Annotated in this window: 14 protein-coding genes; 7 read left to right on the top strand and 7 right to left on the bottom strand. The window is 59.8% G+C overall.

Annotation, left to right across the window (positions count from 1 at the left end; genetic code table 11):
* Positions 1-139: 139 nt before the first annotated feature.
* Complete coding sequence (gene lysM / locus AC1DLB_RS06650) at positions 140-580, bottom strand: peptidoglycan-binding protein LysM (RefSeq protein ID WP_018929300.1); 441 nt, start codon at positions 578-580, stop codon at positions 140-142.
* Between the two features lie 137 nt (positions 581-717).
* Here lysM and AC1DLB_RS06645 point away from each other — a divergent pair, with 137 nt between their 5' ends.
* From AC1DLB_RS06645 to AC1DLB_RS06630, 4 genes are all read left to right on the top strand, one after another.
* Entirely contained in the window at positions 718-1,605 is an 888-nt protein-coding gene (locus AC1DLB_RS06645) for a LysR family transcriptional regulator (RefSeq protein ID WP_064615851.1), read from the top strand.
* 94 nt (positions 1,606-1,699) lie between these two features.
* A complete protein-coding gene (gene fdhD, locus AC1DLB_RS06640; RefSeq protein WP_477784767.1) occupies positions 1,700-2,539 on the top strand; it encodes a formate dehydrogenase accessory sulfurtransferase FdhD in 840 nt (279 codons plus the stop codon).
* Positions 2,536-4,884: an FdhF/YdeP family oxidoreductase gene (locus AC1DLB_RS06635; protein WP_477744112.1), complete on the top strand. Its 2,349-nt coding sequence runs from the start codon at positions 2,536-2,538 to the stop codon at positions 4,882-4,884. Before fdhD ends, AC1DLB_RS06635 begins: the two co-directional genes overlap by 4 nt.
* A 249-nt stretch (positions 4,885-5,133) precedes the next feature.
* Positions 5,134-5,628: a glycine zipper domain-containing protein gene (locus tag AC1DLB_RS06630; protein WP_477744111.1), complete on the top strand. Its 495-nt coding sequence runs from the start codon at positions 5,134-5,136 to the stop codon at positions 5,626-5,628.
* Between the two features lie 68 nt (positions 5,629-5,696).
* On the opposite strand, the gene AC1DLB_RS06625 is transcribed toward AC1DLB_RS06630, so the two are convergent.
* The 4 genes from AC1DLB_RS06625 to AC1DLB_RS06610 all read right to left on the bottom strand — a co-directional run bounded on the left by AC1DLB_RS06625 (position 5,697) and on the right by AC1DLB_RS06610 (position 10,404).
* Complete coding sequence (locus AC1DLB_RS06625) at positions 5,697-6,128, bottom strand: acyl-CoA thioesterase (protein WP_018929305.1); 432 nt, start codon at positions 6,126-6,128, stop codon at positions 5,697-5,699.
* A 74-nt stretch (positions 6,129-6,202) separates the two neighbouring features.
* The gene (locus AC1DLB_RS06620; protein ID WP_477744110.1) at positions 6,203-7,429 is read right to left on the bottom strand and encodes a 3-hydroxyacyl-CoA dehydrogenase; all 1,227 of its coding nucleotides are present in this window, start codon (positions 7,427-7,429) and stop codon (positions 6,203-6,205) included.
* A 123-nt stretch (positions 7,430-7,552) separates the two neighbouring features.
* On the bottom strand, positions 7,553-9,481 hold the full coding sequence (locus AC1DLB_RS06615) for a RecQ family ATP-dependent DNA helicase (protein WP_477744109.1): 1,929 nt from the start codon (positions 9,479-9,481) through the stop codon (positions 7,553-7,555).
* 419 nt (positions 9,482-9,900) lie between these two features.
* Complete coding sequence (locus AC1DLB_RS06610) at positions 9,901-10,404, bottom strand: polysaccharide deacetylase (protein WP_477744108.1); 504 nt, start codon at positions 10,402-10,404, stop codon at positions 9,901-9,903.
* A gap of 310 nt (positions 10,405-10,714) precedes the next feature.
* On the opposite strand from AC1DLB_RS06610, the gene AC1DLB_RS06605 reads away from it, so the two are divergent.
* The 3 genes from AC1DLB_RS06605 (at position 10,715) to AC1DLB_RS06595 (ending at position 11,845) form a co-directional block, all read left to right on the top strand.
* On the top strand, positions 10,715-11,008 hold the full coding sequence (locus AC1DLB_RS06605) for a hypothetical protein (protein WP_018929310.1): 294 nt from the start codon (positions 10,715-10,717) through the stop codon (positions 11,006-11,008).
* 33 nt (positions 11,009-11,041) lie between these two features.
* Positions 11,042-11,218 (top strand): antitoxin PaaA2 family protein, encoded by a 177-nt coding sequence (locus AC1DLB_RS06600; RefSeq protein WP_477784766.1) that lies wholly within the window; start codon positions 11,042-11,044, stop codon positions 11,216-11,218.
* 264 nt (positions 11,219-11,482) lie between these two features.
* Positions 11,483-11,845: a DUF1493 family protein gene (locus AC1DLB_RS06595; protein ID WP_086944160.1), complete on the top strand. Its 363-nt coding sequence runs from the start codon at positions 11,483-11,485 to the stop codon at positions 11,843-11,845.
* Positions 11,846-11,983: 138 nt separating this feature from the next.
* Here AC1DLB_RS06595 and AC1DLB_RS06590 read toward each other — a convergent pair whose 3' ends face one another.
* Positions 11,984-13,525 (bottom strand): phosphoenolpyruvate carboxykinase, encoded by a 1,542-nt coding sequence (locus tag AC1DLB_RS06590; protein WP_018929314.1) that lies wholly within the window; start codon positions 13,523-13,525, stop codon positions 11,984-11,986.
* A gap of 179 nt (positions 13,526-13,704) precedes the next feature.
* The coding region (gene hslO / locus AC1DLB_RS06585; protein WP_477784765.1) for an Hsp33 family molecular chaperone HslO at positions 13,705-14,345 on the bottom strand (641 nt) is incomplete at its 5' end.

Raw genomic sequence — 14,345 nt, 5'->3', positions numbered from 1 at the left:
GCTTGCTCCCGCTGGAGTGCGAAGCGCTCCCAATCTGGCTGAGTTCCTTCAGAAAGGTGCATTGGCCAGATTGCGACTGCTGCGCAGCCGAGCGGGACGGTGCGGCGATCCGACAAGCTCCCTCGCCACAGGTTTTGTATTATTCAGGAATCCGCAACACCTGCCCCGGATAGATCTTGTCCGGGTGCGAAAGCATTGGTTTGTTGGCTTCAAAGATTTTGTTGTACTTGTTCGCGTCGCCGTATGCCGCCTTGGAAATCGCGCTGAGGGTGTCGCCCTTTTTAACGGTGACGAACTGCGCTGCCTTGGCAACCGGCCCCGTTACGGTGATCTGGTCATCGACACTACCGACACCGGCAATATTGCCCACGGCCAACAGAATTTTCTCCTTCTCTTCCTGGCTTGCCACTTCACCGGTGACGGTGACTTTGTCGCCATCGATGGTCGCCTGAACATTCGGGTTACCCAAGCCGACCTTGCTGATGTGTGCCTTCAGCTGCTCGCTGGCGTTGGCATTGCCGGGTGTCAGCAGATCAATAAGTTTTTCACCTGCTTCTTTCACAAAGCTAAAAATACTCATGGTGCACGCTCCTTGGGATTTGGGTTCCAGACGCCCAAGACTAGACCAGTCGTTTGAAGACCGGCTCCCAGCCGACCAATGACCCAACCCCGCGCAGGCGGTAGAATCGCAAACCTTGCCGGCGCCCTGGAGCGAAGATGGACATCAAGCAGCTGAAATTCCTCATCGCTCTCGACGAAACCCGACACTTCGGCCAGGCCGCCGCGCGCTGTCACATCACTCAGCCGACCTTGTCCATGCGCCTGCGCAGCCTTGAGGAAGAACTCGAGCTGCCGCTGGTCAATCGCGGCCAACGCTTCGAAGGTTTCACGGCGCCGGGTGAGCGCGTGCTGGCATGGGCGCGTACGGTGCTGGCGGCCTACGACGGTTTGCAGGCCGAAGCGGCGGCCTGTCGCGGCAACCTCGTGGGTACGTTGCGTCTGGGGGTGGTGCCGCTGTCGAGTTTCGACCCGGTGCCGCTGATGCAACGCCTGCATGCCGCACACCCGAACCTGCGGTTCGAACTCTCGGCCCTGAGTTCCGAACAGATCCTTGAACAACTGGCGAATAACCGTCTCGACCTCGGCGTATCGTACCTGGAGCATCTGGACGGCGAGCGCTTCGACTCCCTGGCGTTCAGCGAAACCCGCATGGGCCTGCTCTACGATCAACGCTTCTTCAGTTTCGGCGAGGTGCCGCTGAGCTGGGAGTCGCTGATCGAACTGCCCATGGGCATGCTCACCAGCGGCATGCACTTTCGCCAGTCCATCGACCATAACTTCCACAGCCGTGGCCTGACCCCACAACCGTTGCTGCAAACCGATGCAGTCCACCAATTGTTACAAGCGGTACACGGTGGCCTGTGCTGTGCGGTGATGCCGCTGAACAGCGGCCTCGAAAACCTCACCGATCACTTGCGCCTGCAACCCATCGAAAGCGCCCAGACCCTCGCCCGGCTGGGGCTGATCATGCGTCGCAGCGCTCCGCGTTCGGCCTTGGCAGAAGCCTGTTTTGCGATCTATCAGAAATCACTGACAGACTCTTGATCGACGCCATCTATCGGTAGATCAGTAATAGCGATTAGACGCGACATGTTGACGCGCCTAGGCTTAAAGCTGACCAAACCGTCGGTGATGCCTAATGAACGCCAAGCGCCCCGGCTGCGCGGCGCCCGCTCTCGAAACGCCCGCGCCCGCCGCAAGCCAGACATACAGTTACTGCAACCTCGAATACTCCGAATCATCCAGCACCGCGCTGGCTGAGGAAGTCGCGTTGGCGATCGCCTACAACGGCATCAGCCAGGCCGTCATGCTGGTGACGCCGACGGACCTTGAAGACTTCATCGTCGGCTTCAGCCTCGGCAGCGGCATCATCGAAGACGCTTCAGACATCTATGACCTGCAACTCAGCGGCTCGGGTTCGGCGCAATACGCGCAAGTGACCATCGCCAACCGCGCCTTCTGGAACCTCAAGCAGCAGCGCCGGCAACTGGCCGGCACCAGCGGTTGCGGGCTCTGTGGCGTGGAAGCGGTGGAGCAAGCGCTGCCCGATCTCAAGGTGCTGCCCGGCGCCCCGCTGCCCCCGGCCGAATGGCTGGACGGCCTGCGCCATCGCATCGGCGAATTCCAGCCTTTGGGCCAGCATTGCGGCGCGGTGCATGCGGCGGTGTTCATGAATGGCAAAGGCGAATTGCTGCTGGGCCGTGAAGACATCGGCCGACACAACGCCCTCGACAAGCTGATTGGCGGGTTGATCCGCCAGAAAATCCCGACCACCGATGGTCTGGCGATTGTCACCAGCCGTTGCAGCCTCGAATTGATCCAGAAAGTTTTACGCGCCGGCATCCAGACCCTGGTCAGCCTGTCATCGCCCACGGGCCTGGCCGTGCAATGGGCCCGTCGACACAACCTCAATCTCATCCACCTACCTCAGAAAAGTGCACCAAGGGTCTACRGCCCTGCGTTGGAGAATCAAGCGTGAGTCAACACCAACAAGCCGACCAGAAACCTGTTCCACGTTACAAGCCCTATAAGGGTGCGGCCGGTGGCTGGGGCGCGCTGGCCAGCGTCGCCCGGGCCTGGCTGACCAGCGACAACGCGTTGAAAAATCTGCGCATGATGCTCAAGACCAACAAGAACGGCGGGTTCGACTGCCCCGGTTGCGCCTGGGGCGATTCCCAGGAAGGCGGCATGGTGATGTTCTGCGAGAACGGCGCCAAAGCAGTGAACTGGGAAGCGACCAAACGGCGTGTCGATGGCGCGTTTTTCGCCAAGCACAGCGTTAGCTCGTTGCTGGAACAAAGTGATTATTGGCTCGAGTACCAGGGCCGTCTGACCGAGCCGCTGAGCTACGACGCCGAAACCGATCGTTACAAACCGATCAGCTGGGAAGCCGCATTCGCCCTGATCGGCAAACACCTGCAAGGGCTGTCGAGCCCGAATCAGGCCGAGTTCTACACCTCGGGCCGTGCCAGCAACGAAGCGGCGTTCCTCTATCAATTGTTCGTGCGCGCCTATGGCACCAACAATTTCCCCGACTGCTCGAACATGTGCCACGAAGCCAGCGGTGTGGCATTGGCCCAAAGCGTCGGAGTCGGCAAAGGCACGGTGACCTTCGACGATTTCGAACATGCAGATGCAATTTTTGTCTGGGGCCAAAACCCTGGCACCAACCACCCGCGGATGCTCGAGCCACTGCGCGAAGCGGTGAAACGCGGTGCGCAGGTGGTGTGCATCAACCCGCTGAAAGAGCGCGGCCTGGAACGCTTCCAGCACCCGCAACACCCGATCGAAATGCTCACCAACGGCGACAAACCGACCAACACCGCGTACTTCCGTCCGGCATTGGGCGGCGACATGGCGATCATGCGCGGCATGGCCAAGTACCTGCTGCAATGGGAGCGCGATGCGCAGAAGGCGGGTGAGCCTGCGGTATTCGACCACGACTTCCTCAATGAACACAGCGTCAATGTTCTGGAATACCTCGGCATCGTCGACGACACCCCGTGGGAGCAGATCGTCGAGCAATCCGGCCTGCCCCTGGTGGAAATCGAGCAAGCGGCGCGCATGTACGCCAAAGGCAAGAACGTGATCATGTGCTGGGCGATGGGCATCACCCAGCATCGCCATTCGGTGGCGACCATCCAGGAAATCGCCAACCTGATGCTGCTGCGCGGCAACATCGGCCGGCCGGGTGCCGGTCTGTGCCCGGTGCGCGGCCACAGTAACGTGCAGGGCGACCGGACAATGGGCATCAACGAACGCCCGCCGGCGGCGTTCCTCGACTCCCTGGAGCGGCGCTTCCAGTTCAAGGTGCCACGCGAAAACGGCCACAACGTGATCGAGGCGATTCACGCGATGGCCGAAGGCCGTTCGAAAGTCTTCATCGGCCTGGGCGGCAACTTTGCCCAAGCCACCCCGGACAGCCCACGGACCTTCCAGGCCCTGAGCAACTGCGACCTGACCGTGCAGATCAGCACCAAGCTCAACCGCAGCCATTTGATCCACGGTAAAGACGCGCTGATCCTGCCGTGCCTGGGCCGCACCGATATCGATATCCAGACCGAAGGCGCCCAAGCGGTGACCGTGGAAGACTCCTTCAGCATGGTCCACGCCTCCAACGGTCAGTTGCAACCGTTGTCGAACCTGATGCGCTCGGAGCCTGCAATCATCGCTGGTATCGCCGCCGCGACCCTGGGCAGCAAACCGGTGGACTGGAACTGGCTGGTGGCTGATTACAGCCGCATCCGCGACCTGATCGCCGACACCATCCCGGGCTTTCGGGACTTCAACGAGAAAGTCCAGAACCCCGGCGGTTTCTACTTGGGCAGCAGTGCCGGCGCACGTCGCTGGAATACCCCATCAGGTCGGGCCAATTTCCGTCCGAACATCCTGCCCAAAGACCTGGTGCACGAACGCACCCGCGCCACCGGCGTACTGCCGGACCTGATCATGCAGTCGATGCGCTCCCACGATCAGTACAACACCACCATTTATGGTCTTGATGATCGTTATCGCGGGGTGAAAGGTCAGCGGGATGTGTTGTTCGTCAATGAAGCCGACATCATTCGCCTGGGCTTCAAACCGGGGCAAAAGGCTGACATCGTATCGATCTGGGATGATGGCCGTGAGCGGCGGGTCAAGGGTTTTACCCTGCTGGCGTTTGATATTCCTGCCGGGCAGGCGGCTGCATACTATCCGGAAGTGAACCCGCTGGTGCCGTTGGAAAGCACCGGGGATGGCAGCCATACGCCGACGTCGAAATTTGTGGCGATCCGGCTGGAAGCGGCGAGTGAGACTGGGTTGATCATGGCCAAGTCAGCTTGACGCAGCGATGGCGGTAGCCCACTCAACAAACTCTTCCGATCCATACTTTCCAATCGCCCACAAAAAAGGCCGTTTTCATATGAAAACGGCCTTTGAGAAGTAGCTAAAGACTGGCGAAAAACACTTAAGTTCCGCCCAAAAAACAGCAACTTATAGAAATGTGCTCAAGTCGTGTTATTCGTCGGATTTCTATTGTCACAACCATGACACAGCCTCAGGATCGCGCCGTCATCCCCTTGAGGTTCCTCTATGAAGTTCTCCTCGATTCTCTTGTTGTCCCTTGGCCTGGTCAGTGGCTTCGCGTCTGCTGGCGGCACCACCGAAGCAGGTGTGGGCGGCGCATTGGGCGGGGTTCTTGGCTCGGTCGTCGGTCAATCACTAGGCGGCAGTACAGGTTCAACCATTGGCGCGGCCCTGGGCGGCGCGGGTGGTAGCGCAGTTGGCGCAGACAGACGCAGCCGTGGCGAAGCCGCCATTGGCGGTGCGTTGGGCGCAGCTGGCGGTAACGTGGTCGGCCGCAGCATGGGCGGCACCACCGGTAGCCTGATCGGTTCCGCAGCAGGCGGCGGCCTCGGTGGCGCGCTGGGTAACCATATGGGCAACAGCAGCAATGACGACGATGATCGTCGTTCCTATCGTCGTGGTTATGACGATGATGATCGTCGCTACTACCGTGGTCACCCGGGTCGCGGCCATGCGTACGGGCATCGCAAGCATCACCATCGCTATCGCGATGACGACTGAGGCTTGAATCGCCTCGTCGACCGTTAGATCGAAAAATCGCAGCCCTCGGGCTGCGATTTTTTTTGCCCTCAGATCGCCAGTCGCTCCAACGCCCCGCGCAACCCGGCAGGAATCGCCACCGGCTGATTCGACAGCCGATCGACGAATACATGCACGAAGCGCCCTGCCGCGCAGGCCTCATCTTCTCCAGCCTTGAACACCGCCAGCTCGTACTGCACCGAACTGCTGCCCAACTTGCCGACCCGCAGGCCAATCTCGATCCGATCCGGGAAGGCGATAGACGCGAAGTAATCGCAGGCCGAACTCACCACAAAACCCACCACCTCACCGTCATGGATATCCAGGCCGCCGACTTCGATCAGGTAGGTGTTCACCGCCGTATCGAAAAAACTGTAGTAGGTGACGTTATTGACATGACCGTAGGCGTCATTGTCATGCCAGCGGGTGGTGATGGGCTGGAAATGGGGGTAGTCGGTGCGATGGGGCATCGGGTTGGACATCAGCGTCGGTTCCTGGAGTTGGATGGCCAGTTTAAGGTGAAACTGCGAAGGCGCTGTCACAGGCACTACCTAAATCACATGTCGGTAAACCCTCTGCCCTGCGCCGCCAACTCCCCAATCAACCGTGCCGGGGCCCAGTGATCCCCCTGTTTGGTCTCAAGCTGCAACAACCGCAGATGAATATCGTCCAGCCCTTGCTGATCCGCCCAGGCCATCGGCCCGCCCTTGTCCGCCGGGAAACCATAACCGTTGAGGTACACCAGATCGATGTCGTGCGCCGACGCCGCAATGCCTTCCTGAAGGATCTTCGCCCCTTCATTGACCAGTGCCAGCAAGCTGCGCTCAAGAATCTCCTCTGGCCCTATCTCACGCCGCTGGAACCCCAACCCTTCGCTGATTTCCAGCACCAGCGCATCGACTTCCACATCGTGCTCAGCCTGACGACTGCCCGGTTCGTAATGGTAATACCCGTCGCCGCTCTTCTGACCGAAACGCCCGAGCTCGCACAAACGATTGTCCACCTGAACCTCCGGCGCATCCTGGCCCTTGCCAGCCAGCTCCCGCGCGCGCCACTCCAGGTCAATGCCGACCACGTCATACATGCGGAACGGCCCCATGGCGAAACCAAAACCTTGCAGCGCCGCATCCACCTGATAAGGCAACGCCCCCTCCAGCAGCATCTTGCGCGCTTCGAGCACGTACGGATGCAGCATGCGGTTGCCGATGAAACCGTGACAGTTGCCCGAGACCACGCTGACCTTGCCCATGCGCTGGCCCAGTGCCAGGGCTGCATCAAGCACCGCCGGAGCGGTCTGGGCGCCGCGTACGATCTCCAGCAACTTCATGATGTGCGCCGGACTGAAGAAGTGCAGGCCCAGGACCTGCTGCGGGCGACGAGTGGCGGCGGCGATGGCGTCGATATCCAGCGCCGAGGTATTGCTGGCCAGAATCGCTTCAGGTTTGAGCAGGCCGTCGAGTTCGCGGAAGATTTTCTGCTTCAGCTCGAGGTTTTCGTAGACAGCTTCGATAACCAGATCAACATCGCGGATCGCCGCGTAATCGGCAGCCGCCGTTACCCGTGCAATGCGCGCATCCGCCTCGGTCTGATCGATCCGCCCCTGACGCACGTTGTGGGCGTAAGTGTCAGCCACGCTGGCCAGCGCCTGCTCAAGCATCTGCGGATTGTTATCGACCCACTGCACCGGCACCCCGGCGTTGGCCAGGCACATGACAATGCCCCGGCCCATGGTGCCCGCGCCAATCACGGCAGCGCGCTGAATATCGAACGATGTCTGGCTCATGGTTGTTGTTCTCTTATTGGCGATCCAAAGACAGTCCTCACCATAGTCAGCCGATGCGTGTTTTTGAAGTTTATTCCTGTGATGGGCGACATTCAGCGGATGGATGCGTCCCGATCCCGCAGGTTAGAGGTTCGCCTCAGCCCACGTCCGGACCTCGCCATACGGATACTCCTCCAGCGCCGCAAACCCCGGAATCGACCGTGCCTTGAGCCTGGTAAACAACGGCACGCTGATCCCGCACAAAAACCGCGTCACGCGTTCCGCCGATGGAGCACTCCCCGTGTGCTGCTGGTGCCTGTGGATAAAATCACCGCACAGCGCCTCGAAATTTTTATCCACAAGCGCCGGCAATTCCGGTGGTTCGGGTAATCGCGCTACGTGGCCGTGACACACCGAACAATGCCCGCATCGCCGTGGCGCGTTTTCGTCGCCGAAGTACTCGGCCAGGCGATAGCCCAGGCAGTGGTCGGTGGCGAACAGATCCAGCATGGCGTGAATCCGCGAAATCTCGGTGCGTTCGTGCCGGGTGAAGTAGGTGTGCAATTCGGCGCTCAAGGCCTGGGAATCGAAGTCGGCTTGCAGCAGGCTATAGACCTCCGTCATCTGCTTGCTTTCAAGCTCCACCCAGCCCTTTTCCTGGAAGTAATCCAGCGCCTTGACCACTCGACTGCGCTCGGCGGAATGCTGCTGATACAGTGCGTCGAAATTCACCGTGGCCCAGGTCCGTGCGCGACTGGAAGTCTGGATGATCGCCGAGACGAAGTCCCTGCGCTCACCCTCGAAACGGGCCAGCAACGCTTCCGGCTCCTGCAAATACTTGAAGCGGTATTCGGCGTAATAGGCATAGCGTGGAGCGATCAGCCCACGCAACTCCAGCTGTACCAGCAAGGTCTTGAGCGGCAACTGGCGGATGTTGCTCTGATCGGCCAAAGGCCCCAGCAGAAACTCCCACTGCCCCTCGGGCGCTGCGGCTTGCAACTCGTCGAGCACACAACGAATGCCGTCCCGCTCCGGTGTGTCGCCGTAGACGAAATTCTCCAGCACATTGAGGCTGTCGCGGTTGGCCAGCACCAGGCAATCGGACGGCTGCCCGTCACGCCCGGCGCGGCCGATTTCCTGGCTGTAGTTTTCGATGGATTTGGGCAGGTCGAAATGCACCACGTTGCGGATATCGCTTTTGTCGATGCCCATGCCGAAGGCAATGGTGGCGACGATGCAATTGGACTGCCCGCCCATGAACCGGCGCTGAATCGCTTCCCGTTGCTCGTGGGGCAAACCGGCGTGATAGGCCTCGGCCTGTATGCCGTTGCGCGCCAGATGTTCGGCGATGTGCTCAGCGGTTTTTTGCAGAGTGACGTAGACAATGCTGGGCTGGCCGGGACGCTGGCTCATCCACTCGACCAGGCGGCGGCGCTTGTCCTGGCCACGCACCGGTTCCACCAACAGATTGAGATTGGGCCGGTAGAAACCGGTGGTCACCACATCCTCAGGCGCAATGGCGAACCGGGCCTCCATGTCGGCGATCACCTTGGGTGTCGCGGTGGCCGTCAGCAGCAGCGCCTGAGGGATGTTGAACTGGCGCTGATAGTCCGGCAGCTTGAGGTAGTCGGGGCGGAAGTTGTGACCCCACTCGGAGATGCAGTGGGCCTCGTCCACCACCAACAGCGAGATCGGCACCTGCTGCAGAAAATGGCGGAAACGCTCGTTCTTCAGGCGCTCCACGGAAATCATCAGAATCTTCAATTCGCCTGACTTGGCCCGGGCCATCACATCGCTGGCGTCATCGCGACTCTGGGCCGAATCGATACTTCCCGCCGCAATGCCGTGGCGCTGCAAGAACGCCAACTGATCCTGCATCAACGCCAGCAGAGGCGAGACCACCAGCGTCAGGTGCGGCAGCAGGATGGCCGGTAACTGATAGCACAGGGATTTGCCCGAGCCGGTAGGGAAAATCGCCGCCGCCGAACGTCCGGCCAGTACCGCGCTGACCGCTGCCTCCTGGCCGGGCCGAAACTGTGGATAACCGAAAACCTGTTCCAGGGTGTTGTGCATAAGCTGTCACTCCGTTGACCGCTGCGAAGCCCAAAGCCTAGCCGGCGAACGCCGCGAGTCGAGAAAAGGTCGGGGGCAAAAACGATACGGGATGATACAGCGTCAACCCATCGATTCCTTCGCCACAGATTGAAACAAACGAGGCACTTTGCCCCCTGACATCAGCCCCCTGTCAGCCGGTAAGGTGCGCCCCGAGAAAACCATTATCCGCGAAGTTTTCATCAAGGCAGGACGCCTGCACGCGGATCCTCACAAAGGAACAATCATGCCTGACACTCTGTTTTTTCCAGTCGCCCTTATCTTTGCATCCCTGCTGCTGAACGGGTGCATGAAGCTCCCTGACGACCCCCTCTACGCTGCGCCCACAACGCTGGACAGTGCCTCACAGACTTAGTCGTCGATCGACTGACCTCGGGTAGCTACGGCACCAATACCGCCACCCGCAACTGCTCATCCAGCGCCTGTTCATGAAATACCCGGCTCTTGCTCGCCCACGTCGCATAAGCCGGGCTTATTTCCCCCGTAAACGCCGCCGCCAGCTGACGCAAATCGGCGACCCTGCGCACACGAGGACAGAAGAGTTGGTCCTCGCAGTTCTGACTGGCACTGCGATAGGTGATCAGCAACCGATCCCACAACCCGTCACGCACTTGCCTGACCGACTTGAGCTTCACAGCCCGCACGCCCAGTCGCTGTTTCAGCCCCTGTTCATCCAACGCTTCGCTGGCCAGCAGCGCCTTGCCCACCATCAACACCTCGGCGCGAGATGCGGTATCGATGTCCGCTTGGGTGGTCAGCGCATCCGGCCAACCGGTTCGCTCCATGTTGGCGAGCACGAGCGAATGACCGACGTCAGCAGCACCCGCTATCCGAGAAACAGCGGCCCACAATAATAAAATCGAGGCCACACGTAGCCACTGCATACCTAATTCCCTTTAAGAGTTGACTCAGACGCTTCGAAACGTCCTACACATTCTGGCGCGCACCCTCCAGAGGCTGGATGCGTTAAGCCTGACAATCCCGTAGGAATATCGACCACCAAGGGAAAAGCTTAAAAAATAGTCGAGGGATGCGTAGGCAAAGGGCGATAACACCGGTAAATCCCCTACAAAACCTGTCCACTTGCACCACCTTGCGACGCCTCGCTGTGGCCCTCTATAGTTTTCGACGCGGCTGAAAACACTGTGTCGGCCCGCCGGCGAGACTGCCCGACTTCCCACAGGACTGACTTCGATGAACACGCGCCACTCGTTAACAGACCGCTATCGCCCGCTCAAAACCAGCTACAGCAATACCCCCGTGTTGGTCATCGACACCGAGGCCGATCCCCACGAAATCCTCGATGCCGCCCGACAACGCATCCGCGCCGCTGGCGACCTGCTCGAAACACTCTATTGCCTGTGCTTCAAACAGGCCGACGCGAAAGACATTCCCAATATCGTCAACGCGTTGTACCTGCTGACCCAGGATGGCAATGAACTACTCGAAATCGCCCGGCAACGCCTGCCGAAAACCACAGCGGTTTGAGACCCTGACCACGATCCCCTGTAGGAGCGAGGCTTGYCCGCGAAGAACGATAACGCGGTGTGTCTGATGAAAAACACAGACAAAGCGGCCTGCGACGCATGGTTCAGAGCACAAGTACAAGCCAGCCTCGACGACCCTCGCCCCAGCATTCCAGATGGAGAAGCCAAACACCTGATGGCAATCAAACGAGACAAACTGCAAAAGAGATAAGTCCGTAGGCAACGCCCTATCAACGCTTCGTCCCGGTCCTACAACCGAAGACACCYTGTCGCCTATCGCTGCCCGGTGGCTCAAACCTATAGTCGTGACTGTCGCTGCCAAATCAGCGACTCGGGCTTGGTCACCCGAATGGCTCATATCTACGCGTCCGTTATATGCTGCCGGCACTTCAAGTGCCTGCACGCTATATGGTGGCTGTGTTTGGGACGCCCTCGGGCGTGCCGGGATGTGAGCCTCATCGGTTGACCCCCCGTAATGATCCTCGCCCCCAACTTCCCCGACGACCACGCCATGCACCTGCTCATGCAGTTGCTGCACGAAGAACTCGGCCTGCCCGAACGCAAAACCATCAGTCTCACCACCTCGATCAACTTTGACCTGGGTTGCGATGGCGCTGATGCGCGGCAGCTGATGGAAGCGCTGGAGGAACAGTTCGCCATCGATTTCGTCGACTACGACGCATATCGGTATTTTCAACCGGAAGGGTTTGATGTGTTTCTCAAGCGCCGAGCGAAGGGTCGTGGCGACAAAGTGCCGCTGACTATTGGGATGCTCTACAAAGCAGTCAAGAAACAACGGTGGGATACGCAGGAAGTGGAAGGGGTCGAGGGGATCTGATCAACAGAAGTGGAATTATTCTGGCTGTTTAGCGTGTTTACTGCGGGAATATTGCCAGTTTTGCCTCAAGGGAACTGAATCAGCGCTCACAAAAAAGCCGCCCCAAAGGGCGGCTTTCTCATTGCATCAGACCAACTCTTACAACTTCGGCCCAGCAGCCTTGATCGCGTCGCTCACGTCGAACTTCTTGAAGTTCTCGACAAACAACCCGGCCAGTGCTTTAGCAGCTTCATCGTAAGCAGCCTTGTCAGCCCAGGTGTTACGTGGGTTCAGCAGGCCAGTCTCAACGCCCGGCACAGCCAATGGCACGTCAAGGTTGATGGTGTCCAGGTGCTCAGTCTCGGCACCGATCAACGCGCCGCTCTGGATCGCTGCGATCACGCCGCGGGTGGTCGGGATGTTGAAGCGTTTGCCGACGCCGTAGCCGCCGCCGGTCCAGCCGGTGTTGACCAGGTAAACCTTGGAGCCGAAGCCGCGGATGCGCTTGATCAGCAGTTCTGCGTATTCGCCAGCCGGACGCGGGAAGAACGGTGCGCCGAAGCAGGTGGAGAAGGTCGACTTGATGCCGCTGCCGGAACCCATTTCGGTCGAGCCCACCAGTGCGGTGTAGCCGGACAGGAAGTGGTAGGCCGCTTGTTCTTCATTGAGGATCGACACTGGCGGCAGCACGCCGGTCAGGTCGCAGGTCAGGAAGATCACTGCGTTTGGCTCGCCGCCCAGGTTCTTCTCGGAACGCTTGGCTACGTGCTCCAGCGGGTAGGCGGCGCGGCTGTTCTGGGTCAGGCTGACATCGGTGTAGTCGGCGTGCTTGGCGTCGTCGATAACAACGTTTTCCAGGACTGCGCCGTGTTTGATGGCTTTCCAGATGACCGGCTCGTTCTTCTCGGACAGGTCGATGCATTTGGCATAGCAACCGCCTTCGATGTTGAACACCACGCCTTCGCCCCAGCCGTGTTCGTCGTCACCGATCAGGTAACGGCTTTCGTCGGCGGACAGGGTGGTCTTGCCGGTGCCGGACAGACCGAAGAACAGGGTCACGTCGCCCGCTTCGCCGATGTTGGCGGCGCAGTGCATTGGCAGCACGTCGGCGGCCGGCAGCAGGAAGTTCTGCACCGAGAACATGGCTTTCTTCATTTCACCGGCGTAGCGCATGCCGGCGAGCAGCACTTTTTTCTGCGCGAAGTTGATGATCACGCAACCGTCGGAGTTGGTGCCGTCACGCTCTGGCACGCACTCGAAGTTGGCGACGTTCAGAACTTGCCACTCTTCACGACCGGCCGGGTTGTACTGGGCCGGGTTGATGAACAGGCAACGACCGAACAGGTTCTGCCAGGCAGTCTGGGTAGTCATTTTCACGGCCAGGTAGTGCTCTTCAGCCGAACCTACGTGCACGTGGGAAACGAAATGCTCTTGCGCGTTGTTGAACGCCTCGACGCGAGCCCACAGGGCATCGAACTTGTCGGCCGGGAACTTGCGGTTGATCGGGCCCCAGGCAATGGCGTCCTGAGTAGTCGGCTCTTCAACGATGAAACGATCGACTGGCGAACGGCCGGTACGGTGACCGGTGCGAACAACCAGCGCGCCGGTATCGGCAAGCTCGCCTTCACCGCGATTCAGGGCTTGTTTAACCAGATCATCAACACTCAGATCGGTGTACACGGCGTTATTGGCTTGCGTCATGAGGTTCCCCGTCGGCCAGTGGCCGAGTGCTCCAAACGTTTTGTAGTAGAAAGTCGTGCACTACTACCGCGAAAAAAGTGGGCCGGATTATGCCAGAAAAGCCCAAAAAGTGTAGGGCCCTCCCGTCAGAACGGCGTTATTCCGGCGCAAAGCAGTGAATTTACCTGCGCTGAAGCGTTTTAGTGACGGGTATCTGACGGCGTATCAACCCCTGCTCCGGCGAATAATTGAGTGATATCGGCCGCGTCGAACAGGTAGCGCTCGTTGCAAAACTGGCAATCGACCTCGATGCTGCCGCCATGTTCGACGACCAGCCTCTGAGCATCTTCCAGACCCAGACTGACCAACGCATTGCCCGAGCGTTCCCGAGAGCAACTGCAATGGAAGCGCAGTTTCTGCACATCGAACAGACGCACTTGCTCTTCGTGGTACAGGCGATGGAGCACGGTTTCGTTGTCCAGGCTCAGCAATTCGTCGGCGGTCAGGGTGCTGGCCAGGGCGGTGATGTGCTGCCAACTGGCGGCGCGATCTTCTTCATCTTTCAGACGGTCGGCAGGCAATTGCTGCAACAGCAGGCCACGGGCACGACGGCCGTCGGCGTACAGCTTGAAGCGGGTGCCAACCTGCTGCGACATGACGAAATAGTTGGTGAAGCAATCGGACAGGGTTTCACCGTCGAGATCGACGATACCCTGATAGCGCTGGCCTTGAGTCGGGTCGACAGTCAGCGCCAACACGCCATTGGGCATCAGGTCGGCGAGCGTCGCATCGGGCGCGATCTGCTCGGCGTCGTAGCGGGCCAGGCCGCGAATTTCGCGCT

This window comes from Pseudomonas sp. 05N434, assembly GCF_056396965.1.
Note: the sequence above shows the minus strand (reverse complement) of the source record. Positions and strands in the feature narration are given on the sequence as shown.